This is a genomic window from Mycolicibacterium nivoides, from assembly GCF_003855255.1.
GTDB lineage: Bacteria > Actinomycetota > Actinomycetes > Mycobacteriales > Mycobacteriaceae > Mycobacterium > Mycobacterium nivoides.
Window position 1 is genome coordinate 5,315,392 of record NZ_CP034072.1, and the last position, 20,546, is coordinate 5,335,937.

27 protein-coding genes are annotated in these 20,546 nt (G+C 66.8%); 7 read left to right on the forward strand and 20 right to left on the reverse strand.

Going from position 1 to position 20,546, the window contains the following annotated elements:
* Window positions 1-9: 9 nt before the first annotated feature.
* Both hemL and EH231_RS26010 read right to left on the reverse strand, forming a co-directional pair.
* Entirely contained in the window at window positions 10-1,347 is a 1,338-nt protein-coding gene (hemL, locus tag EH231_RS26005) for a glutamate-1-semialdehyde 2,1-aminomutase (protein ID WP_164481017.1), read from the reverse strand.
* A gap of 57 nt (window positions 1,348-1,404) precedes the next feature.
* The gene (locus EH231_RS26010; RefSeq protein WP_124713594.1) at window positions 1,405-1,791 is read right to left on the reverse strand and encodes a nitroreductase/quinone reductase family protein; all 387 of its coding nucleotides are present in this window, start codon (window positions 1,789-1,791) and stop codon (window positions 1,405-1,407) included.
* A gap of 23 nt (window positions 1,792-1,814) precedes the next feature.
* Between EH231_RS26010 and EH231_RS26015 the strand changes: the two genes are divergently transcribed.
* The gene (locus EH231_RS26015) at window positions 1,815-2,195 is read left to right on the forward strand and encodes a nitroreductase family deazaflavin-dependent oxidoreductase (protein WP_090424844.1); all 381 of its coding nucleotides are present in this window, start codon (window positions 1,815-1,817) and stop codon (window positions 2,193-2,195) included.
* Here the strand turns inward: EH231_RS26015 and EH231_RS33990 are convergent.
* On the reverse strand, window positions 2,182-2,325 hold the full coding sequence (locus tag EH231_RS33990) for a hypothetical protein (RefSeq protein WP_164481018.1): 144 nt from the start codon (window positions 2,323-2,325) through the stop codon (window positions 2,182-2,184). The genes EH231_RS26015 and EH231_RS33990 overlap by 14 nt on opposite strands.
* 257 nt (window positions 2,326-2,582) lie before the next feature.
* Here EH231_RS33990 and EH231_RS26020 point away from each other — a divergent pair, with 257 nt between their 5' ends.
* Together EH231_RS26020 and mddA are read left to right on the forward strand one after the other, a co-directional pair.
* Complete coding sequence (locus tag EH231_RS26020) at window positions 2,583-2,864, forward strand: WhiB family transcriptional regulator (protein WP_234941107.1); 282 nt, start codon at window positions 2,583-2,585, stop codon at window positions 2,862-2,864.
* A 116-nt stretch (window positions 2,865-2,980) separates the two neighbouring features.
* Window positions 2,981-3,751 carry a methanethiol S-methyltransferase gene (gene mddA / locus EH231_RS26025; RefSeq protein WP_124713596.1) on the forward strand — a complete coding sequence of 257 codons (771 nt, stop codon included), beginning with the start codon at window positions 2,981-2,983 and terminating at the stop codon, window positions 3,749-3,751.
* 60 nt (window positions 3,752-3,811) lie between these two features.
* Here the strand turns inward: mddA and EH231_RS26030 are convergent, their stop codons facing one another.
* Window positions 3,812-4,942, reverse strand: coding sequence for a hypothetical protein (locus EH231_RS26030; protein WP_124713597.1), 1,131 nt, complete (start codon window positions 4,940-4,942; stop codon window positions 3,812-3,814).
* A 387-nt stretch (window positions 4,943-5,329) separates the two neighbouring features.
* On the opposite strand from EH231_RS26030, the gene EH231_RS34645 reads away from it, so the two are divergent.
* The gene (locus tag EH231_RS34645; protein WP_090424360.1) at window positions 5,330-5,464 is read left to right on the forward strand and encodes a hypothetical protein; all 135 of its coding nucleotides are present in this window, start codon (window positions 5,330-5,332) and stop codon (window positions 5,462-5,464) included.
* A gap of 208 nt (window positions 5,465-5,672) precedes the next feature.
* Here EH231_RS34645 and EH231_RS26035 read toward each other — a convergent pair whose 3' ends face one another.
* From EH231_RS26035 to EH231_RS26050, 4 genes are all read right to left on the reverse strand, one after another.
* Window positions 5,673-6,116 (reverse strand): pyridoxamine 5'-phosphate oxidase family protein, encoded by a 444-nt coding sequence (locus EH231_RS26035; protein WP_124714378.1) that lies wholly within the window; start codon window positions 6,114-6,116, stop codon window positions 5,673-5,675.
* A 93-nt stretch (window positions 6,117-6,209) separates the two neighbouring features.
* A complete protein-coding gene (locus tag EH231_RS26040; RefSeq protein WP_124713598.1) occupies window positions 6,210-6,404 on the reverse strand; it encodes a hypothetical protein in 195 nt (64 codons plus the stop codon).
* Window positions 6,405-6,468: 64 nt separating this feature from the next.
* Window positions 6,469-7,062 carry a TetR/AcrR family transcriptional regulator gene (locus tag EH231_RS26045; RefSeq protein WP_090424358.1) on the reverse strand — a complete coding sequence of 198 codons (594 nt, stop codon included), beginning with the start codon at window positions 7,060-7,062 and terminating at the stop codon, window positions 6,469-6,471.
* Entirely contained in the window at window positions 7,049-7,903 is an 855-nt protein-coding gene (locus tag EH231_RS26050; RefSeq protein ID WP_090424357.1) for an oxygenase MpaB family protein, read from the reverse strand. Before EH231_RS26050 ends, EH231_RS26045 begins: the two co-directional genes overlap by 14 nt.
* A 145-nt stretch (window positions 7,904-8,048) precedes the next feature.
* Here EH231_RS26050 and EH231_RS26055 point away from each other — a divergent pair, with 145 nt between their 5' ends.
* A complete protein-coding gene (locus EH231_RS26055) occupies window positions 8,049-8,897 on the forward strand; it encodes an alpha/beta hydrolase (protein ID WP_124713599.1) in 849 nt (282 codons plus the stop codon).
* A 16-nt stretch (window positions 8,898-8,913) separates the two neighbouring features.
* On the opposite strand, the gene EH231_RS26060 is transcribed toward EH231_RS26055, so the two are convergent.
* The 10 genes from EH231_RS26060 to EH231_RS26105 form a co-directional block, all read right to left on the reverse strand.
* Entirely contained in the window at window positions 8,914-9,678 is a 765-nt protein-coding gene (locus tag EH231_RS26060) for an APH(3'') family aminoglycoside O-phosphotransferase (protein WP_090424355.1), read from the reverse strand.
* Window positions 9,679-9,682: 4 nt separating this feature from the next.
* Window positions 9,683-9,910, reverse strand: a complete 228-nt coding sequence (locus EH231_RS26065; protein WP_124713600.1) for a hypothetical protein — start codon at window positions 9,908-9,910, stop codon at window positions 9,683-9,685.
* Entirely contained in the window at window positions 9,907-10,392 is a 486-nt protein-coding gene (locus EH231_RS26070; protein WP_090424353.1) for a transport-regulating membrane protein Mce1N, read from the reverse strand. The genes EH231_RS26065 and EH231_RS26070 overlap by 4 nt, the downstream gene beginning before the upstream one ends.
* Window positions 10,382-10,765 (reverse strand): hypothetical protein, encoded by a 384-nt coding sequence (locus EH231_RS26075; RefSeq protein WP_124713601.1) that lies wholly within the window; start codon window positions 10,763-10,765, stop codon window positions 10,382-10,384. Before EH231_RS26075 ends, EH231_RS26070 begins: the two co-directional genes overlap by 11 nt.
* A 20-nt stretch (window positions 10,766-10,785) precedes the next feature.
* A complete protein-coding gene (locus EH231_RS26080; RefSeq protein ID WP_090424351.1) occupies window positions 10,786-11,220 on the reverse strand; it encodes a hypothetical protein in 435 nt (144 codons plus the stop codon).
* Window positions 11,217-12,197: a porphobilinogen synthase gene (gene hemB, locus EH231_RS26085; protein WP_090424350.1), complete on the reverse strand. Its 981-nt coding sequence runs from the start codon at window positions 12,195-12,197 to the stop codon at window positions 11,217-11,219. Before hemB ends, EH231_RS26080 begins: the two co-directional genes overlap by 4 nt.
* A 92-nt stretch (window positions 12,198-12,289) precedes the next feature.
* Complete coding sequence (locus EH231_RS26090) at window positions 12,290-13,978, reverse strand: bifunctional uroporphyrinogen-III C-methyltransferase/uroporphyrinogen-III synthase (RefSeq protein WP_090424349.1); 1,689 nt, start codon at window positions 13,976-13,978, stop codon at window positions 12,290-12,292.
* Window positions 13,975-14,910, reverse strand: coding sequence for a hydroxymethylbilane synthase (hemC, locus tag EH231_RS26095; protein ID WP_164481019.1), 936 nt, complete (start codon window positions 14,908-14,910; stop codon window positions 13,975-13,977). The genes EH231_RS26090 and hemC overlap by 4 nt, the downstream gene beginning before the upstream one ends.
* A gap of 24 nt (window positions 14,911-14,934) precedes the next feature.
* Window positions 14,935-16,290, reverse strand: a complete 1,356-nt coding sequence (locus tag EH231_RS26100; protein WP_090424347.1) for a glutamyl-tRNA reductase — start codon at window positions 16,288-16,290, stop codon at window positions 14,935-14,937.
* Between the two features lie 52 nt (window positions 16,291-16,342).
* The gene (locus EH231_RS26105; RefSeq protein ID WP_234927412.1) at window positions 16,343-16,627 is read right to left on the reverse strand and encodes a glutaredoxin family protein; all 285 of its coding nucleotides are present in this window, start codon (window positions 16,625-16,627) and stop codon (window positions 16,343-16,345) included.
* Window positions 16,628-16,665: 38 nt separating this feature from the next.
* Here EH231_RS26105 and EH231_RS26110 point away from each other — a divergent pair, with 38 nt between their 5' ends.
* Both EH231_RS26110 and EH231_RS26115 read left to right on the forward strand, forming a co-directional pair.
* Entirely contained in the window at window positions 16,666-17,565 is a 900-nt protein-coding gene (locus EH231_RS26110) for an HAD family hydrolase (RefSeq protein ID WP_090424346.1), read from the forward strand.
* 108 nt (window positions 17,566-17,673) lie between these two features.
* Window positions 17,674-18,207 carry an FAS1-like dehydratase domain-containing protein gene (locus tag EH231_RS26115; RefSeq protein ID WP_090424345.1) on the forward strand — a complete coding sequence of 178 codons (534 nt, stop codon included), beginning with the start codon at window positions 17,674-17,676 and terminating at the stop codon, window positions 18,205-18,207.
* Between the two features lie 81 nt (window positions 18,208-18,288).
* Here EH231_RS26115 and EH231_RS26120 read toward each other — a convergent pair whose 3' ends face one another.
* Both EH231_RS26120 and EH231_RS26125 read right to left on the reverse strand, forming a co-directional pair.
* Window positions 18,289-19,356 carry a lysophospholipid acyltransferase family protein gene (locus tag EH231_RS26120; protein ID WP_090424344.1) on the reverse strand — a complete coding sequence of 356 codons (1,068 nt, stop codon included), beginning with the start codon at window positions 19,354-19,356 and terminating at the stop codon, window positions 18,289-18,291.
* Window positions 19,357-19,391: 35 nt separating this feature from the next.
* Window positions 19,392-20,528 carry an SDR family oxidoreductase gene (locus tag EH231_RS26125; RefSeq protein ID WP_164481020.1) on the reverse strand — a complete coding sequence of 379 codons (1,137 nt, stop codon included), beginning with the start codon at window positions 20,526-20,528 and terminating at the stop codon, window positions 19,392-19,394.
* Window positions 20,529-20,546: the final 18 nt, after the last annotated feature.

Here is a 20,546-nt window from a genome sequence, read left to right on the forward strand (position 1 = left end):
TTCTGGTGGTCACTGCTTGGCCTCCGCTGCGGCACGGGCCGCACCGGGCAGCGCATCGGCGATGCGGGAGAACGCCTCGTCATCCAAAGCCGCTGAGACGAACCAGGTTTCGAAGGCACTACACGGCGGGTACACCCCGGCCTCGAGCAGCGCGTGGAAGAACGGCGGGAAGCGCCAGGTTTCGGTGGCCTTGGCCGCGGCGAAGTCGTTGACCTGCTCGTCGGTGAAGAACACGCTGAGCATGTTGCCCGCGCGCTGCACGCGGTGGACCACGCCGGCGTCGGTGAGCGCACCGCTGAGCAGACCGGCCAACCGGTCGGCATTGGCATCCAGCCGGGCGTAGGCGGCGGCGTCGGCGTTGCGCAACGTGGCCAGCCCGGCGGCCATCGCCACCGGGTTACCGGAGAGGGTCCCGGCCTGATAGACCGGCCCCAGCGGGGCCAACCGCCCCATCACCTCGGCACTGCCGCCGAAGGCCGCGGCCGGCAGGCCGCCGCTCATCACCTTTCCGAAGGTGAACAGGTCGGCGGCGACAGGATCGAGCCCGTACCAGCCGGCCCGGCTCACCCGGAAGCCCGTCATGACCTCGTCGAGGATCAGCAGCGCGCCGTGGGCCGCGGTGATCCGGCGCAGCGCCGCGTTGAAACCGGGCAACGGGGCGACCGTGCCCATGTTGCCCGGGCTGGCCTCGCTGATGACGCAGGCGATCTCATCCCCGAACCGGCCGAAGATCTCTTCCACCGCGGCGACGTTGTTGTACGGCAGCACGATGGTGTCGGCGGCCGCCGCACCGGTGACACCGGGCGAGGACGGCAGACCCAGGGTGGCCACACCCGAGCCGGCGTCGGCCAGCAGCGCGTCACTATGACCGTGATAGCAGCCGGAGAACTTGATGATCTTGGCGCGGCCGGTGTAGCCGCGGGCCAGCCGGATCGCGCTCATGGTGGCCTCGGTGCCCGAGTTGACCAGCCGCAGCCGCTCGACGGGGGCGACCCGGTCGATGATCTCGGCGGCCAGTTCGGTCTCCGACGGGGTCGGGGCGCCGAAGCTCAGTCCGTCGACCGCCGCCTTCTGCACGGCCTCCACGACCGCGGGGTGCGCGTGGCCGAGCAGCATCGGGCCCCATGAGCAGACCAGGTCGACGTAGCGGTTGTCATCCGCATCGGTCAGCCAGTAGCCCTTGGCCGAGGTGATGAACCGGGGGGTGCCGCCGACCGAGCTGAAGGCACGCACCGGGGAGTTCACTCCACCGGGGATAACTGCGCAGGCATCGGCGAACAGCTGGGCCGATCGCTGAGGCTCGGATATCCGGTGCTCCTCGCGTCCGCCTTGTTGCTCAACACGCATGGCCACCAGTGTCCCAGTCGGCGCAACTGCGTCAACTACAGGGTGTAGTGGTCGCGGTCACCCAGCCGGCGTCAGCGCGAACACCGGATGGTCCGCGTCGTCGGGCAGGTCGCGGAAGTAGCCCTTCGCCACCTTGCCGGCCAGCGGCCGGTAGGCCGCGATGATGGGCGCCCGCTGCTCCACCGGAACCTCGGCCGCGAGGTAGCTGGACTTGCCCAGCGTGACGCGCGGATTGGCCCGGATGTTGCGCACCCATTCGGACTCACCACGGGTGGAGACCAGGTATCGGACGCCGTCGACCACAGGAACCACGACGGGGATCTGCTGTGACTGTTTGCTGACCCGGGTGGTGACGGTCAGGGTCTCGCTGTGGCCGATGCCGGTGGCCATCGCGATCCGGTTGAACACTGCCCGAACAAACCAAGGGGGCTTGAGGTAGGCCATAACTCACGAGTTTGATGGTGACCATGCAGTTACCGCAATCGCTGGCCCGGTTCAACCGCCATGTGACCAACCCCATCCAGCGTCTGTGGGCGGGCTGGGCGCCGACGTTCGGAATCCTGGAACACGTCGGCCGGAAATCCGGCAAGACCTACCGGACGCCGTTGAGCGTCTTCAGCACCGACGACGGCGTGGCCATCATGCTGACCTACGGTCCGGATCGGGACTGGCTGAAGAACATCACCTCAGCTGGTCACGCGCGGATTCGCCGCCACGGTAAGACCATCGAGGTCAGTGGGCCGCGGGTGGTGTCCAAGGCCGAAGCGGCCGAGCACGTGACCGGCGCGATGCGTCGCCCGTTCGCGCGACTGCCCTTCGAACAGGCCGTGCTACTCAAAAAGGTCTAGTGGTCACCAGCGGGACCGGGGACGCCTGCGAATCCAGTCGCCGGTTCTGGCGGATCACCACCCGGCGTAAGCCCAGCAATATCGCGGCCGGCGCCGCCATCAGCGCGATGATCTGGAACATCTCACTCATCGCGGGTACCGCCTCGGGCGCCCAGGCGGAATCAGTACGACGGCGGCGGCGGGAAGTTCGGTCGGTGCTTGGTCTCGCATATCTGCCGGTCTACGCCGGTCCCAGGCACTCGGCGTCGATCTCAACGGTTTCTTGACGGCCGACGATCGAATCCTTACATGCCGCGTGATCGTGCACGTCAAGAGACTGTGCAGAATCTCGTTGCACCCGTAAAGAAGTCGTGAACGATCCGGCCGGCGGGCCTGCGAGCCGCTGGGATGGCATGCATGGCACATGACGACGCGGACAGATGGCACTGGCAACTGCACGCGAGGTGTCGAGGCATGGACGCTTCGGTGTTCTTCTCCCCCGAAGGAGAACGCGGGCGCGCTCGATCGAATCGCGAACAACGGGCCAAAGCGCTGTGCCGGGATTGCCCGGTACTCACGCAATGCCGAACGCATGCGCTCACGATCGCCGAACCGTTCGGCGTCTGGGGCGGGCTGTCGGAGGCGGACCGATACGGCCTGATAGATCCGAAACGGACTGCAACCGGCTGATTCAGCAAACTGGCGAACCCTTGTTCACCTGGGAATTCAAGGTCTACCGTAGATAAGTCACTACTGCGGTCGGCAGCAGGGCGCGGCATCTGTCCAATCGGTGGCAGGAGGTCACCATGAAGCGCCTGTTCATCATCGGTTACGGGATCGCGAGCTATCTGGCCTTCCTCGTCGCCTTCCTCTACGCGATCGCCTTCGTCGGCAACTTCGCGGTGCCGCGCACGATCGATTCCGGTATCGCCGCACCGACCAGTGAGGCGGTGCTCGTCAACGTGCTGCTGCTGTCGGTGTTCGCCGTTCAGCACAGCGTGATGGCCCGAATCTGGTTCAAACGCTTGTGGACGCGGATCGTTCCGCAAGTCATCGAGCGAAGCACCTATGTGCTCTTGTCGAGCCTGGCACTGTTCCTGCTGTACTGGCAGTGGCGCACCATGCCCGCAGTGGTGTGGAACGTGGAATCCACTGCGGGACGGGTGATTCTGTGGGTGTTGTTCTGGGCCGGCTGGGCAACCGTTCTCGCCTCGACGTTCATGATCAACCATTTCGACCTGTTCGGGCTGCGGCAGGTGTGGCTGAACTGGCGCGGCCGGCCGTACAGCGAGCTGGGCTTCCGCACCGTGATGTTCTACCGGGTGATCCGGCACCCGATCATGGCCGGGTTCATCGTGGCGTTCTGGGCCACCCCGACGATGACCGCGGGCCATCTGCTGTTCGCGGCTGTCAGCACCGCCTACATCCTGGTGGCGATCCAGCTCGAAGAACACGACATGATGGCGATGATGGGCGATCAGTACCGCGACTACAGGCACCGCGTCGGGATGCTGGCCCCGGGTCTGCACCTCGGCCACGACAGCCCCACCCCGAAAGTCAGGCATCGGGCGGCGTAGCGGACACCCCGTGGAGGCCGGGTGTGGCGAGCGGCTCCGCCGAACCACACCCGGCAACCGCTACTCTTCGCCGCCACCTGCACTCCCCGAGGACTCGTTGTCCCCGGGAGCCTTGGCCGGTTTGTTCAGTTCCGACTTCACCTTCTTCACAAAGGATTTCACCGACGCTGGCGCCGGCGACTCAGTCTTGGCCGGGGCCGGCGTATCGGTACCATCGGTCTCCGCACCGCCGGAGCTCGCCACGGTCTGCCCTGGCCGAACCTTGTTGCCCTTGCCGAAGATCGAGCGCAGATTCGGACGGGCATGCGTGGTCGACGCCGGGGAGTCGACCGTCGCCGCCACCCGGGACGTGAGCGCGACATCCTGATCGTCGCCTGCACCGGCATCGGTGGGAGTAACGGATTCGACACGCCGCTCCAGTGCCAGATTCGTTGTCGCGGGCTGGGTTTGGAGCGCGGTCTTGACCGCCTGCCGGGTGTCGTGGACAACCGCCCCAGTGGCATTGGCCAGATCGATCGTGCGCATGGCGACGTCTTTCACCCCGTGCTGGAGCGCGTTGATGGTGGCGCCCGGGTCAAGAGTGGTCGCCGCATTCAGCACCTCACCAATCGAGAAAACCGCCTGGTCGATGAGCGGCTTCACATAGCTGATGCCGAGGTAGATCGGTATCGAGATCGCACTCTCCACCACCACGGGGACCAACGCCTGGGCTACGGCCAGCGGGCGTTGCAGCAGGTACTCCACCGACGGGACCGACTGGATCACGTACTGGATGATCGACGTTCCGATCGCATTGAGAATCTCGATGGATGCCTGCGCGGGGTCACCGTGCACGATTGCGTCGGCCGCCGCCGAGAGACCGGCAGGAAGCCCGGTGACGACGTCCACGGCGGTCTTGATGCCGTCGACCACGATCGCTCCTGTCGCGTTGACCGTGGCGATCTGGTTCATCAGAAGCTGATTGAGAATCGGGGCCGGGTCACTGAGTTCAGCGGCGATGAGTCCGGCGATGACTTCCTGCGAGAACTGGAAAACCGGGGCGAACACCTCGGCCGGGTTCTCCACCGCGGCTGCGAGTTGCACACCGCCGGAATGGATTTGCGGTGGCGGGTTGACCGAGGCCGTGGCGATGACGCCGGCCCCGACGAGGGCGATTCCGGCACTGAGATAGGGCCGAACACCTGCGTGCATGTGATCCCTTTCATCCGAGTTGGCATTCCGGACGGGGCTCGACGCACCGCACGCAGCCAACGTCGAGAGAACGTACCGACGCAGCTATAACGTGTTTCACTTTCTTCAGAAGTGGGGCAATTCTCATTTGCGCGAGCAACTTTTAGCAATGAGAATGATGGCTATCTAGCTGGCATTTCTTCAATATAGCTACTTACCGTAGCGTAAATACTCGTCGCGACTACTTGCTAGTAGTATTCACAAACTGCATCCCGGCGCGGCGCGGCACCACACCCCCCCAGCCGACGCTCGCGGCCCGCGGACGACCGAAAAATTGCCGGCTGGCTTTTATTTTTTTCTGATGTATGGTCGGGCCCAGTGATTGTTTGCGAATAAAAAGGAGCAACGATGGCTGATAAATCCCAAGGTCGTCTGCCCAAAAAACCGGCGATGACCATCAAGGAACGGCGAGCGGCAAAGCGTACCAAGGCCGCCGAGGCCGCAGAGACCATTCCCAAGAGGAAGCGGCCGGACCGCGTTTAGCAGTCCGAGCTGTAGGTTTATCGGACCCTACGTTCATCACGCCGTACCCGCAGAGGCGCATTCGCGGCGAATTCAACCAATATTTTGCGACGCTGAAACTAACACGCGATTCGCATTTTCAATTTCGCGATCGCCGTGGATGAATTGTGCAGAATAATGGTCGGCCGGAGCGTGACAATATAAATGAGCGACAGGAACTGGCGGGCATTCAGGTCCGCCAGTTCAACACTTCACCAGATCCCGCTGTCATGACCGTGCCCGGCATCACTCGCAGCCGATAGGGGGTCAGCCTCAGCGCCGCGAATTGATCCGAGGTCGGCCCGGCATTCCATTGCGGAATGATGTACGGGTCGTAGCCCACCGGGGCGGGCCCGTTGGCGAAGCGGTCCCAGACCTGCGTGCAGGTCTCGTCATCGGTGTACCACTCCACCAGGCAGTCCGCGGCGCAGGTGTCGTGATTGGTGGTCCAGTAACTGACCGAGACATACGGATGCACCGCAAGGTGGGCGCGCTTGACCGCGGTGGGAACGGTGGCGACCCAGCCGAACAGATCGGTACCGTCCCACTCCCAGATCGGATGCAGGATGCGACTGCGGGGCTGACCGTCGGCGTCGACGGTGGCCACTGAGGCCCACACGATCTCGTGGGCCATGGTCACGAAGGCAGGGGCGATCCGGTCCAGCGGGGTAGCAGTCACATCAGCCACAGTAGGCAAGGGATGTCCTGCGACGGCGCAGGTTCGCGGTTACGGCTCCGGGTCCGCGTCACCGTAGATGGGGTTGCCGTCCTCGTCGATCCAGTCGTTGACGGCGGTGCCCGACACCGTGCCATGACTGCCCGGCAGGGTGACGGTGGGGCGGGTGTCGTCATAGGACCTCAGGACGCGCTTGGCTTCTCTGCGGTTCTCTTCGCTGACGGGTGGCGGATTCTCGGTGCTCATACCTGTGGCTGCCCGAAAGTGTGAGCCACCAAACACTTAGACCCGGGGGGTGCGCCGGAGCGGATCAGGCCGAGACGGTACGAAGCGAGGCCGGCAGGCTGGGCAGGAAATGCCGGGTGGCGAAGGCCCGGAGATCCTCGGGGGTGTCGAGGGGTTCGACGCTGGGCAGCAACAGCACCATCCCCGCATAGCGCAGGATGGTGTCCGCGAGGTCGTTGACCGCCTGCTCACCGATCCGCTCGGCGAACCCGGCCGGGAAGATCACCTTGAGCGCCGCAGCCATCCGCTCGATCGCCGCGCCGTAGTGGGTGTGCAGCATCTCCATCACCAGAGCCGGTTCATCGGCGATCATCTGGTTGAGCACGTGGTGGCGACGGAACTTCAGGATCGACAGCGTGAACGCCTCAACATAGTAGTTCGATTGCGGCCCTGCGTTTTTCAGCTCGTTGGCAATGTCGGAGAACAACGCGACGTTCTCCCGCTCGATCACCGCCGCGACCAGCTCGTCGCGGTTGGCGAACCTGCGGTAGATCGTGGTGCGACTGACCCCGGCCCGGCGCGCGACGTCGTCGAGCGCGACCCGGCGCAGGCCGTGCCGCTCGAACTCGACGAGGGCCGCGTCCAGGATCGTCGCGGTTACCGAATCAGCTCCGGGCATAGCCCGTTTGTGCAAACTTGTTGTAGCGCACGCTCATCGGTAGATGATCCCACACCCAGTTCACCGGGCGGGTGCGCCAGAACGCCGCAAACCGCTGGTAGTTACGTTCCTTGCGATCACTCCACGGCAGGTTCAGCAGGGCGCGGGCACGTGGCGGCATCCCGCCGGTGGTGATGAACGCGGCGACCGGATTGAACACCGGCGCGATCAGCTTCCAGGCCAGCGGCGACACTGCCTTGGGCCGCGGGAATCCCTTGGTGACGTATCCGACGCCGTACTGCGCAGTCTTGTGGGCGACGACGATCTCGTTCATCATCCGGTCCCAGTACTGTTCGAACTCGGCATATGTGGCCGGCATCGCGCGGTCGCTGACGCCGTAGCGCCGGTACCAGGTCTTGGACTCCAGGTAGATCTGTTCCTTCTCGGCGTCGCTGAGTCGCTTGACGAAGGTGTCGGCGAAATACAGCACCTGCTCGACGAAGGTGGCGTGCGCCCAGAAGTACGTCTCGGGGTCCAGGGCGTGATAGCGCGCGCCGTCGGGCATCTCACCCTTGATGTCGCGGTGGAAGTCACGCACCTGCTGTCCGCGGTTGTCGCCGTCGGTGCCGTAGACGGTCATGAAGATCGGAGGCAACGACCGCTTGACCCGGGCAGCGGTGTCGGAGAAGAACACCGAATGGTCCAGCACACCCTGGCCCAGCTCGGCCAGCATGTTCTGGAGGACAGCGGGCCGCGGCCCGATCAGGTACATCCGGTTGTCGCCGAAGTACTTCCAGACCAGCGATTGCGGCCCCAGTGGCAGGGCGTCGGTCTGCTGCGGCTGTTCGGCCAATTCCGTCATGGACACAGTGTTACAGATTTCGCACTTTGTACCAAGGTGGATGTGACCAGGGTCACCGAAGCGTGTGAGCGGCGTTATCGGGCTGTTGCCGGACCGTGTCGCGTGCTGAGACCCATAACGCACTCGGGGTTGGAATGATGCGCAGGTGAACTCGCTGACCCGCCGCGACGCGCTGCGTCTAGGTGTCACCGGCGCGGGTGCCGCGGGACTGATGGCATTGGGCAGCCTGCTCGATCCGCCGATGCCCCGTGCGTCTCCTGGCCCCAACCAACCGGCCTCCGCGGGCGACTCGTCACCGACCCGCGATTCGGGGTCGTTCATCTCCGCGGCCCGCGGCGGCGTCGAAACCAATTGGATCATCGCCCGCCCGCCGGGCCAGCACGGCCCACTACGTCCGGTGATCGCCCTGCACGGGATGGACAACGACGCCGCCGGGGTGATGAGCCTGGGCATCCCTGAAGCGCTGGCCCAGCTGACCGCGGCCGGCCGACCGCCGTTCGCAGTGGTCAGTGTGGATGGTGGCAACTCGTTCTGGCGCCGTCGAGCCTCTGGTGGAGACTCCGGGGCGATGGTGCTCAACGAACTGATCCCGATGTTGGCCACCAAGGGCATCGACACCTCGCGAGTGGCCTTCATGGGCTGGTCGATGGGCGGTTACGGCGCCATGCTGTTGGGTGCCAGACTGGGCGCCGCGCGTACCGCGGCGGTCTGCGCGATCAGCCCGGCGCTGTACCTCACGTACTGGGGCGCGCCGCCCGACGCCTTCGACAGCCTCGAAGACTGGCAGCAGAACTCAGCGCTGAGACTGCTACCGGCGCTGGGGTCGATCCCGCTGCGCATCGACTGCGGCACCGGGGACGGGTTTTACGCCGCAACCAGAATGTTCGTCAACCAACTGCCCAGGACCCCGGCCGTCGGCTTCTACCCCGGCGGCCACGATCAGGACTTCTGGCGCGCGCACCTGTCCGACGAGCTGGCCTGGCTCGATTCCTGAACCGCGCCTTGGGCTCTCACCCCCAGGTGAGCGGATCCAATGCCAGGTAGAACCGCAGCCGGTCTTCATCTATCGCCGCCGGATAGCCCGCGGCCAGACCTGCCGATGCGTCCTCGGCGAAGCCGGGAAAGGTGTCGGCGGTGTTGGCGAGCACCAACGCGAGGTCGGCGTGCCGGTCGGCGAGACCCAGGCGGCCCAGGTCGATGAAGCCCTCGACGGCGAGCCGGTCGGGGTCGATCAGGATGTTGGGCAGGCACAGGTCGCCGTGACACACCACGCGATCGACGGCCTCCTGGCGGCGGCGCGGGGCGGCCTCCCGTTCGACGCGCATCAGCAGCTCGGCGGGCGGGACGTCCCGGTCCTCGTCGCGCAGAAAGTCGGGGTTCACCGCGCCCGCGGCGACGACGGACCGGGCCCGGGACAGCATGTCGTCGAGGTCGCGCCGGTAGGGACAGTCGTCGATCGGGATGCCGTGCAGGTCGCGGACGGCCCGCACGACCGAGGGCCACGCCGTCCGTAGGTCCGCTTCCGCGAGCTGATCGGCCGCGACGCCACCGACGGCACTGGTGACCAGGAACGCGCCATCGTCCTCGGTGGCGCCCCAGTCGATCACCGCGGGTGCCGGCACGCCGCGATCGTGCGCCCAGGACACCCGGTCGCGCTCGGCAGCCAGATCGGTCACGGCCGTGGGGCCGACCACCTTGGCGTACCGGGAACCGTCCGCGCTACGGAACACCCCGGCGCCGGATTCACCGCGTGTTACGGGATGCCAGTCGGTCACGGGATCAGCGGCGCAACCGGGCAACGCCGAGCACGGTCAGCACGCCGGCCAGACCCGCGAGCACCAGCGCCAGCACCAGCAGCGGCGCCGAATAGCTGACCGCGGTGGTGGGCGGCTCACCGTCGAGCACAGGCGCCACCTCGATCGTCGTTGCCGCGGCGATCCAGCTCAGTACACAGCCCACCGCCGCGACAGCGGCCACCACCAGCTCCAACACGGCCCTGCGTTTCACGGAGTGCGCTCCTCGACCAGGGGCGTCAGCGCTTCCCGCAGCTTCCGGTGCTTGCGCGCCCAGGCCTGGGCGGTACGCGCGCCGGTGAGCTTGAGCCCGATCCCGGTGCGGCCCCGCGGCACGCCGGACAGTTCCCCGAGGGCACGGGCGGACTGCCATTTCGGCGCCTCCGAACCCGAGGCCTCGGGGTAGATCAGCACGATCTCATCGATCTTCAGGATCTCGGCGCCCTGGCGCAGGGCGTCGGCGGTCAACTCGACCGAGGTGTGGATGCGGGCGGCCTTGATCTGGATGGCCACGAACCCCGACACCAGCACCAGGAACAGGATCGGAATCCAGAGGTCGTACCCGTATCCGCCGGTCATCTGAAGAATCGCCATGCCGACGCCGGCGAACGGCCCCAACAGGAGCCAGGCCCAGCTGGCGCCCTGCTCGTAGAACAGCACCTCGGAGGCAACTTTGTTCACTGGTTCACTCTCCATCGTCGCCCCTCCGCCCCGGCACTGCGCTGAGGCCCGTACCCGCGATCAGCAGGAGTAACGCCAACAGCGTCAGGATGTGGACCGGGGCCAGGCTGAACGCCGCGATCAACGCGATCACCACAACGATTGCCATGGACAGCGCGATCGCGGCCCGGCGGTACCGGGCATCGCCGGAGCGACTGCGGCCGGCCAGGAACGCCATCCCGGCGCCGGCCAGGGCCGTGAGCACGCCCACGCTGCGGAACAGTGCGCTCTCGGCGCTCGGCCAGGACGCCGAGGCCGCGATCAGGCCGCCGACGATCAACAACACGGCGCCGACCAGCCAGCAACTGAACGCGATGGTCGCGCGCCGCGACGCTGATGATGAAGGCATTGTCGCCAAAGCCTAGCGAATCAGCGGGTGAAGAAACCGTCGGCGTCCTTGCGGTACAGCAGGTACAGCCCGCCGGCGATCAACACCGATCCGACGATCGCGGTGACCGCGTACCCCACCGCCGCCGCGTCTTGGCGTTCGCCGGTCAGCAGGCCGCTGATCGCGTGCAGGACCGTGACGATTCCCCCACTGGTCAGCAGGGTTCTGGCCCAGCGATATCCCTGGCGCATCAGCACCAGGAATGCCGCCACGATCGAGGACAGCACCACCAGGAACATCACCGAGAAGACGACAGTCACCGACCGTTGTACGCCGCCGCCGGACCCGGTGAGGGCGTCGATCAGGTACCCGATCACCATGAGCACGAGCGCGGCGGTCCACAACCAGAACCCGGTGTCGACGTCCTCGGGACGCCCGGTCGGGCTCTTCTGCTGCTCGGTCACCTGTCCGGTCACGCGAGCCAGCCGGCCACATCGGCCGCCCAGTAGGTCAGCACGATGTCGGCGCCGGCCCGCCGGATTCCGGTCAGCGACTCCAGCGCGGCCGCCTGCAGGTCGATCCACCCGTTGGCCGCGGCGGCACAGATCATCGAGTACTCACCTGAAATCTGGTATGCCGCAACGGGTACCGGTGAAATATCGGCGGCGGCGCGCACCACGTCCAGGTAGCTCATCGCGGGCTTGACCATCACGATGTCGGCACCCTCGTCGATGTCGAGCTCGACCTCGTGCACGGCTTCCCGGATGTTGCCCGGATCCTGTTGATAGGTGCGCCGATCCCCCACCAGACTGGACGACACCGCTTCACGGAACGGGCCGTAGAACGCCGAGGCGAACTTGGCCGCGTAAGCCAGGATGGCCACGTCGGTGTGCCCGGCCGCGTCCAGTCCGTCACGGATGGCGGCCACCTGGCCATCCATCATGCCGCTGGGGCCCACCACGTGTGCGCCCGATTCCGCTTGTGCCACAGCAAGTTCCACGTACCGCAGGTTGGTCGCGTCGTTGTCGACCCGGCCTGCGGCGTCCAGCACACCACAGTGCCCGTGGTCGGTGAACTCATCGAGGCAGGTGTCGGCCATCAGTACGGTGGCGTCGCCGAGGTCCTTGGCCAGATCCCGCAGCGCCACGTTGAGGATGCCGTCCGGATCGATGCCCACGGCACCGGTCGGATCCTTGTCCTCGTCGCGAGGCACGCCGAAGAGCATCAGCCCACCCACGCCGGCTGCCACGGCATCGGCGGCCGCCTGACGCAACGAATCCCGGGTGTGTTGCACCACGCCGGGCATCGAGGAGATCGGGCGAGGTTCGTCGATACCGTCGGCGACGAACATCGGCAGCACGAGATGGCGTGGTTCCAAAGAGGTTTGGGCCACCAGCCGACGCATCGCCGGCGTGGACCGCAGCCGACGTGGACGATGCCTCGGGTAACCCATGGCAAAGACTCCTTCTGCGCGTCTCCGCGAAACTGTATTCCAGAAGGAAGAGTTCGACAGCGGCCCTGCTGGAATACCGTTTCGGCGGGTGTTTACCTGCGGCGGCTCTTCTTGCGCGGCGGGGGCAGTGCCCCTTCGGCGCGCAAGCGGGCAGCGTGCTCGGCGAGCGCGTCGACCAGGGGTCCCACCGCGGCCGACTCGGGCTGGACGTCCACCCGCAGGCCGAATTCCGCAGCGGTCTCAGCGGTCTTCGGTCCGATGCAGGCCACGATGGTCCGGGCGTGCGGCTTGCCGGCGATACCGACCAGGTTGCGCACCGTCGAGCTCGAGGTGAAGCAGACCGCGTCGAAACCGCCGGTCTTGATCATCTCGCGGGTCTGCGCCGGCGGCGGAGCCGCACGCACGGTGCGGTAGGCGGTCACGTCCTCGATCTCCCAGCCGCGCTCGCGCAGGCCCTCGGCCAGTGTCTCGGTGGCGATGTCGGCACGCGGCAGCAGCACGCGGTTCACCGGATCGAATACCTCGTCGAACGGCGGGAACTCGTCGAGCAGGCCGAGGGAGGACTGCTCCCCCGACGGCACCAGCTCGGGATTGATGCCGAACGCCCGCACCTTGTCGGCGGTGGCCTGTCCGACACACGCGATCTTCACGCCCGAGAACGCCCGGGCGTCCAGGCCGAACTCGTTGAACTTCTCCCACACCGCACGCACGGCGTTGGTCGAGGTGAACACCACCCACTGGAACCGGCCGTCGACCAGACCCTTGACCGCGCGCTCCATCTGCGCGGGGCTGCGCGGCGGCTCGACGGCGATGGTCGGCACCTCGATCGGCAGGGCACCGTGGCCCACCAACCGGTCGCTCATCTCGCCGGCCTGGTCCTTGGTGCGGGGCACCAGCACGGTCCAGCCGTACAGGGCGCGGCTCTCCCACCAGTTCAGCTTGGCCCGGTTGGCCACGGTCTTGCCGATGGTGACGACCAGCGGCCCGACCAGCGGCCCCGCCAGCTCGCTTCCGGCCGGCTTCTCCAGCACGCCCTTGTCGGTCAGCCCACCGAGGGTGGCCTCCACCGAACGCTGCTGGCAGGTGGTGCCGCTCGCGGTCACTACCGCGGGGGTGCCCTCGGCCAGACCGAACTCGATCAGGGTGCGCGCGGCGTCCGGCAGGTGCGACGCGGTCGCGTGCAGGATCAGCGGGCCAGGCGCGGCGGCCAGGGCCGCCCAGTCCACGTCACCGCGGACATCGGCCACGGTGTGCGACGAACCCAGCGGCAGGCCGGCGTAGGTGGGCACCGCGCTGGTGGCGGGCAGCCCGGGGACGATCTCGAAGTTCACGTGGGCCTTGGCCAGCGCGCCGATCTCGGTGATGACGGCGTCCACCGACAGCGGGTCACCCGAGACCAGGCGCACCACGTCGTAGCCGTGGCGGGCCTCGGCGACCAGCGTCTTGGCCACCTCGGCAGGATCGCCGAGAGCGGGCCGGACCTCGGGCCCACCGGCGATGACGGCGGCTTGCGCGGCGTCGGGGGTTCCGGAGGCCCCAGGACTTCCGGCATCCGCGGCGGCGTCGGCCTTGGCCGGCTCAGCCGGGGCCGGACCGGACGCCGGCGGCAGTTCGGTGCCTATCAAGGCCAGCACGGCCTCGGGGACGTCGGGATCGGTGAACACCAACTCGGCGTGCGCCAGCACGGTTTGTGCCCGTGCCGTCAGCAGCCCCGGATCACCCGGGCCTGAGCCCACAAATGTGATGCGGCCGGGCTTCGCCTTGCGACCTCGCATGGTCATTCTTCACTCCCGCGCTCTACCAACAGCTCGCGTGCACCCAGCTCGAAAAGCTCCGCGGCCACCGAGACACCCAAGTCAGCGGCCCGATCGGGAGTTCCGATGCCGGACGCACGAATCACGTCGGATCCGTCCAGCGTCGCTACGCAGCCGCGCAACGACAGCTCCTCGAAGACATTGCCGTCCTCATCGATCGACTCGACCACTTCTGCGATCGCGCCTACCGGTGCGGAACAGCCCGCCTCCAGTTCGGCGAGCAGGATCCGTTCGGCGGTGACCGCGGCGCGCGTGTCGGTGTCATCCAACTCCGACAGCACCGAAATCAGCTCGGTGTCGCCGGCGCGGCATTCCACCGCGAGCGCACCCTGAGCCGGCGCTGGCAACATCTGCACCGGCTCGAGCGACTCGGTGACTGCATCGAGGCGTCCGATACGGGCGAGACCCGCGCGGGCGACCACGATGGCGTCGAGATCACCGCTCGTAACCCTGTTCAACCTGGTATCTAGGTTGCCTCGTAGGGGGCGGATTTCCAAACCGAGACCCAGTGCTCTAAGCTGCGCGGCCCGTCGCGCACTCGATGTGCCGATCACGGAACCTGCCGGCAACTCACCGAGCACCATTCCGTCGCGTGCCACCAGCGCGTCACGGGGGTCCTCACGCGGCGGGACGGCGGCGATCACGAACCGGTCGTCACGAGCGGTGGGCAAATCTTTGTAGGAGTGCACGGCCATGTCCACCCGGCCGTCGTGGATCGCCTCCCGGAGCGCCGCGGTGAAGACCCCGACGCCGATTTCGGCGATGGGGCCCTGGTTGCGGTCACCCTCGGTCGAAATGATCACCAGCTCGCAGGCGTGGCCGGCGGCCAGCAAAGCGTCCCTGATGGTGCCGGCCTGCGTGGTCGCCAGCAGGCTACCCCGGGTGCCGATCCGGATCACCGTATCGCGCGTTTCTACCAAGACCTACTCAGACTTATCGAGATCTGTTGTCATGAAGGGCAATTCGCTGGCCGCCACAGCTTCGACGGCCTGCGGATCGAGTTCGAACAGCTCACGCAGGGCCTCTGCGTAGCTGTCCCCGCCAGGAGCGCTGGCGAGTTGTTTCACCCGCACCGTGGGCGCGTGCAAAAGCTTGTCGACGACTCGGCGGACCGTCTTGGCCACCTCGTCGCGGTGGGTCGCCTCCAACTCGGGCAGCCGGTTGTCCAGGCGCAGCAGCTCGGCCTCGACCACGTCGGCGGCCCGCTGGCGCAGCGCGGTGACGGTCGGGGTGACCTCGGCCATCCGCTGACCGGCCAGGTAGTTGGCAACCTCGGTGGCAACGATCGTGCGGGCCGCGTCGGCGTCGGTGGCCGCGGCCCGCGCCGACGGTTCCCGCTGGATCCGGTCCATGTCGACCACCCAGACACCGGGCAGCCCGGCGACCGCTGGATCCACGTCGCGCGGCATACCGAGATCGCAGATCACCAGCTGCCGGTCGCCGTCGGCGGCGTTGCGCTGCGCGAGTGCGTGGTGCACGTCTGCCAGGGAGACCACGGGGCGTACCGCGCCGGTGCTGCTGACCACAACGTCGACGTCGGCCAGGGCCTCGGCAAGATGGTCCAGGGAGAAGGCCTGCGCCTGGACACCCTGCTCGGTGAGGTTCGCGGCGAGACGCTGGGCCCGCGGCAGCGAGCGGTTCACCACATGGACCCGCTCAATTCCGGCCCGTACCAGGTGTGCGCCGGCCAGGGCCCCCATCGAGCCCGCGCCGATCACGGCCGCGGTGCGGCCGGCAAGGCCGCCGCTGAGCTTGGTCTCGGCCATGCCGAGGGCGACCGACACCACGGATGCGCCGGCGGCGTCGATCCCGGTCTCGGAGTGCACCCGCTTGCCGACGTTCAGGGCGCGCTGAGCCAGCTCGTGCAGCGTGCGCCCGACGGTCTGGTGTTCCTCGGCGGACGCATAAGCGCGACGCACCTGCCCCAGCACCTGGGCTTCACCGATGACGGCCGAGTCCAGGCCGCTGGTCACCGCGAACAGATGCTCGACGGCGGCCTCGGCGTAGCGCACGTAGGCGTATTTGGTGAGATCGTTCAGCGACATGCCGGAGTGGTCGGAGAGCACCTGCCCGATGATCGACAGGCCTCCGTGGAAGGCCTCGACCACGGCGTATATCTCGACGCGGTTGCAGGTGGACAGGACCATTGCCTCGGTGACCAACGAGGATCGAAGCACCTCGTCGATGATCTTGGCCTGATCCGACTCATCAGTGCTCAACTGCTCGAGAACTGACACCGGCGCGCTGCGGTGCGAAACCCCGAATAGCAGCACACTCACGGCTTGATCACCACGTCACCAAGGTAATCGTTTCCCGCCCGCCCACCAAATTTCATCTGGCGGGGATGTCAGCCCGAAGCGCCTGCTCGTCGACATCCCAGTAGCTGTGTTCGGTCCCGTTCAGCAAAATCACCGGCAACAGGTCGCCGTACCGGGCCCGCAGCGAGGCGTCACCGGCCGCGACGGCCTCATCCACGTCCGTGGTCACCAGCTCGAAGTCCAGTTCCTCGCGCAGTGCGGCCAGCTGCTGGGCCGCCCGTTCGCACATGCTGCACCCGGCCCGGGTCAGCAACGTCACAGCGGCTCGACCGCCGGTACCCGCCTGCTCGCGCTCCACACCGCCAGTATCCCGGCGCCGTGACCTAGGGTGAATTCGTGTCCGAATCCGGTAGTGCCGATGCGCTCGAACAGGAGCTTGCCGCCGAGGCGAGCGCCGAACTCGCTGTCACCGAGCTCGAGTCCGACACCGACGACGACACCGCCGGGGCGCCGGCGCCGCCGCCCGATCTGACGGCCGCGGCGTTCTTCGACGTCGACAACACCCTGGTGCACGGATCGTCGCTGGTGCACTTCGCCCGTGGCCTGGCCGCCCGCAAGTACTTCACCTATCGCGACATCCTCGGCATCGCCTACGCGCAGGCCAAGTTCCAGTTCACCGGCAAGGAGAACAGCGACGATGTCGCCGAGGGCAAGCAGAAGGCCCTGGCGTTCATCGAAGGCCGTTCCACCGCCGAGCTCGTCGAACTCGGCGAGGAGATCTACGACGAGATCATCGCCGACAAGATCTGGCCGGGAACCCGGGCGCTGGCCCAGATGCACCTGGACGCCGGGCAGCAGGTGTGGCTGGTCACCGCGACGCCATATGAGCTGGCCGCCACGATCGCCCGGCGGCTGGGCCTGACCGGTGCGCTGGGCACGGTCGCCGAGTCGGTCGACGGGGTGTTCACCGGCCGGCTGGTCGGCGACATCCTGCACGGCACCGGCAAGGCCCACGCGGTGCGGTCGCTGGCCATCCGGGAAGGGCTCAACCTGCGCCGGTGCACCGCCTATTCGGACAGCTTCAACGACGTGCCGATGTTGTCACTGGTCGGTACCGCGGTGGCGATCAACCCCGACGCCGCGCTGCGCGATGTGGCCAGGGAACGGGGCTGGGAGATCCGCGATTTCCGCACCGCACGCAAGGCGGCGCGCATCGGCGTGCCGTCGGCCCTGGCCCTCGGTGCACTGGGCGGCGCGCTCGCGGCTGCGGCCTCCCGCCGCCACGACACTCGCTGAGCAGGCCACCCTCGCTGATAAACTGCCGCGGCGGGTCGCGTCATGTGGCCCCGCAGTCATGCACGTTTGTGCGCACCCGCGCACCGCATACCGAACAGCGCAGGGAACATGAGCATCGCCGCAAACATCATCGGGACTCACTACCGGTATCCCGACTACTTCGAGGTCGGCCGGGAGAAGGTCCGCGAGTTCGCCCGCGCGGTCAAAGACGAGCATCCGGCGCTCTATGACGCCGAGGCCGCCAAGGAGTACGGCCACAACTCGGTCGTCGCGTCGGTGACGTTCCTGGCAGTGGCCGGCCGACGGGTCCAGCTGGAGCTGTTCGACAAGTTCGACATCCCGATCAACCTGGAGCGCGTGTTGCACCGCGACCAGAAGCTGATCTTCCACCGGCCGATCCTGGTCGGCGACAAGCTGTGGTTCGACTCGTACCTGGACTCGGTCATCGAGTCGCACGGCACCGTGATCGCCGAGGTCCGGGCCGAGGTCACCGACGACGACGGCAACCCGGTTGCCACCAGCATCGTCACCATGCTGGGCGAGGCCGCCATCGACGAGGCCGACGAGATCAGTTCACAGATCGCTGCGGCACGCGATGCCGCGATCGCCAAGATGGTTGCTGGGCAAAAGTCCGGCGCCTGATTTTTCTTTGCGCGAGCAGACATAAAACTGCCCATTTCCATGTGGAAATGGGCAGTTTTGTGTCTGGTCGCGGTGAAAAGTTCAGCCGAAGAACATGTTTCGACGGCCCGCCAGCAGCTGATAGAGCGTGTGCTGGATGGTCTCGCGAACCTGATCGGTGAGTTCGAACGTGATCATCGGATCGTCGGCGGCGCTCTCGTCGTAGTCGGTCGTCTCGATCGGCTCGCCGAACTGGATGTGCCACTTCGACGGCAACGGCACCAGCCCGAGCGGGCCGGCCAACGGGAACAGCGGCGTCACCGGGAAGTACGGCAGACCGAGCAGCCTGGCCAGCAGCTTGACGTCGGCCATCATCGGGTAGATCTCCTCGGAGCCGACGATCGAGCACGGCACGATCGGGGCCTGCGCCCGCAGAGCTGCCGAAACGAAGCCTCCGCGGCCGAACCGCTGCAACTTGTAGCGGTCTTTGAAGTTCTTGCCCAGCCCCTTGAAGCCCTCCGGGAACACGGCGGTGAGCTCACCGTTGGCGAGCAGCCGGTGCGCATCGGTGGCGCAGGCCACGGTGTGCCCGGCCTTGCGCGCGGCCTGTCCGACCATCGGTAGATCGAAGACCAGATCGGCGGCCAGCAGACGCAGATCACGGTGCAGGGGGTGGTGATCGTGCACGGCCACCTGAGTCATCAGCCCGTCGAAGGGCAGCACCCCGGCGTGGTTGGCCACCACAAGCGCCGCGCCGCTCTCGGGCAGGTTCTCGATGCCCGACACCTCAACCCGGAACCAGGACCTGAAAAATGTTCTCAGCAAAGGCAAGAAGATTGCGTTGGTGATGTGCGGGTCGAACCCGAACTCGTCCACCGAGTAGGCACCGGCCATCCGGGTGCGGATGAATTCCGAGACCGCCGCAATGCCCTTGACGAGTTCGCTGGGACCGTCGTCAGCGGCCGACTGGCCCGAGACGTTGCTGCGCCGCTGATCGATCTCCCGAACCACCGCGGCGATCTGCTCGGCCGAGGCCCGGCTACCCGGGTCGGCCAGGACAGAGGGATGTCGGCGGGCGCTGTCAGACCGGGCCGCAGCCCGGCGCGCAGCAGAGGAACGACTCGAGTTCCCATGTAGCGGAATAACTTTCGCTTTGGATTCACCCGCCACGTCGATACCTTCTCCCACCCCGGATAGAGCCAGTTCTAATATCCCAAACGCTGCGCCATCCCCACGGCGCGACTCTCCATTGAGCGTACCCATCGCGGATCGAGTATCGGTGTCAATCCACGACCACGGACGTAATCGTCGAACGCCTCGGCGGTCGTCCACTTGGGACTGTAGCCCAGATCCCTGTGCATACGCGTGGTGTCCATGACCCGGCCGTAGCTCAGATAGTTCATCTGATCGCGGTCGATTTCGGTGTAACGCGTTGCGCGACTGAGTGAATTGATCGCCGACAACGCCCCGCGCGGGACCGGGAGCCGGAGGCGACCCGACCTCCGGATCGCCTGGCTCATCATGATGATGCCCGAGGCGCCGATGTTGAACGTGCCTGGCCTGCCGGCCACCGTTGCCCGCTCGAGGGCGCCGAGGGCGTCCTGTTCGTGGAGCAACTGCAGCCGTGCGTCGTGCCCGACCACCGACGGGACCACCGGCCCGGCCAGATACCGCGACAGCGCGGTGTCCATCGCCGGCCCGATCATGTTGGCCAGCCGAAGGATGGTCAGGCCGATGTCCGGACGGCGCCGGGCCAGGCCGCGCGCGTAGCCCTCGATGTCCATGCTGTCGCGGGCGAACCCGTCACCCGGAGGACGGCGAGCACTGCTCTCCTCGCTGAACATCACCGGGTCACGCGGGCTCGCGCCGTAGACCTCCGAGGTGGACTTGAGTACCACCCGACGGACCGACGGCGCCTTCTGGCAGGCCGCGAACAGCTGGATCGCGCCCATCACGTTGAGTTCCTTCAACGTGGCCCGGCCTCCGGACCTCGGCGCGTAGGACGCCGCCGCGGCATGCACGACGGTGTCCACATTCCCGTTTCGGATCACCTTAGCGATAAACGGGTTGCGGATGTCGGCACGGACGAATTCGGCCCGCCCCATCCGACGCATGAGGTCCTTGCTCGGCACCACCGCATCTACGGCGATGACATGCTCGATCAACGGGTTCTGCGCCAGCCTGGCGGTCAGATAACCACCCAGGAACCGGCACGCACCCGTGACCAGGACCACTTTCGGATAGGGGGGCGCGTCGGCGGATTGCGATCCACCGGACGAATCCGCGCCAGAGGGCCCGGGGACTCCCGTCGGGCGTCCCCCCGAACGACCATCAGAATCCATCGGCTCAGCCTAGCGGCT

Coding starts and splice junctions, on each gene's coding strand:
- hemL (WP_164481017.1), bottom strand. CDS start 1,347: ATGCGTGTTGAGCAACAAGGCGGACGCGAGGAGCACCGGATATCCGAG.
- EH231_RS26010 (WP_124713594.1), bottom strand. CDS start 1,791: ATGGCCTACCTCAAGCCCCCTTGGTTTGTTCGGGCAGTGTTCAACCGG.
- EH231_RS26015 (WP_090424844.1), top strand. CDS start 1,815: ATGCAGTTACCGCAATCGCTGGCCCGGTTCAACCGCCATGTGACCAAC.
- EH231_RS33990 (WP_164481018.1), bottom strand. CDS start 2,325: ATGAGTGAGATGTTCCAGATCATCGCGCTGATGGCGGCGCCGGCCGCG.
- EH231_RS26020 (WP_234941107.1), top strand. CDS start 2,583: ATGGCATGCATGGCACATGACGACGCGGACAGATGGCACTGGCAACTG.
- mddA (WP_124713596.1), top strand. CDS start 2,981: ATGAAGCGCCTGTTCATCATCGGTTACGGGATCGCGAGCTATCTGGCC.
- EH231_RS26030 (WP_124713597.1), bottom strand. CDS start 4,942: ATGCACGCAGGTGTTCGGCCCTATCTCAGTGCCGGAATCGCCCTCGTC.
- EH231_RS34645 (WP_090424360.1), top strand. CDS start 5,330: ATGGCTGATAAATCCCAAGGTCGTCTGCCCAAAAAACCGGCGATGACC.
- EH231_RS26035 (WP_124714378.1), bottom strand. CDS start 6,116: ATGGCCCACGAGATCGTGTGGGCCTCAGTGGCCACCGTCGACGCCGAC.
- EH231_RS26040 (WP_124713598.1), bottom strand. CDS start 6,404: ATGAGCACCGAGAATCCGCCACCCGTCAGCGAAGAGAACCGCAGAGAA.
- EH231_RS26045 (WP_090424358.1), bottom strand. CDS start 7,062: ATGCCCGGAGCTGATTCGGTAACCGCGACGATCCTGGACGCGGCCCTC.
- EH231_RS26050 (WP_090424357.1), bottom strand. CDS start 7,903: ATGACGGAATTGGCCGAACAGCCGCAGCAGACCGACGCCCTGCCACTG.
- EH231_RS26070 (WP_090424353.1), bottom strand. CDS start 10,392: ATGGAGAGTGAACCAGTGAACAAAGTTGCCTCCGAGGTGCTGTTCTAC.
- EH231_RS26075 (WP_124713601.1), bottom strand. CDS start 10,765: ATGCCTTCATCATCAGCGTCGCGGCGCGCGACCATCGCGTTCAGTTGC.
- hemB (WP_090424350.1), bottom strand. CDS start 12,197: ATGGGTTACCCGAGGCATCGTCCACGTCGGCTGCGGTCCACGCCGGCG.
- EH231_RS26090 (WP_090424349.1), bottom strand. CDS start 13,978: ATGACCATGCGAGGTCGCAAGGCGAAGCCCGGCCGCATCACATTTGTG.
- EH231_RS26115 (WP_090424345.1), top strand. CDS start 17,674: ATGAGCATCGCCGCAAACATCATCGGGACTCACTACCGGTATCCCGAC.
- EH231_RS26125 (WP_164481020.1), bottom strand. CDS start 20,528: ATGGATTCTGATGGTCGTTCGGGGGGACGCCCGACGGGAGTCCCCGGG.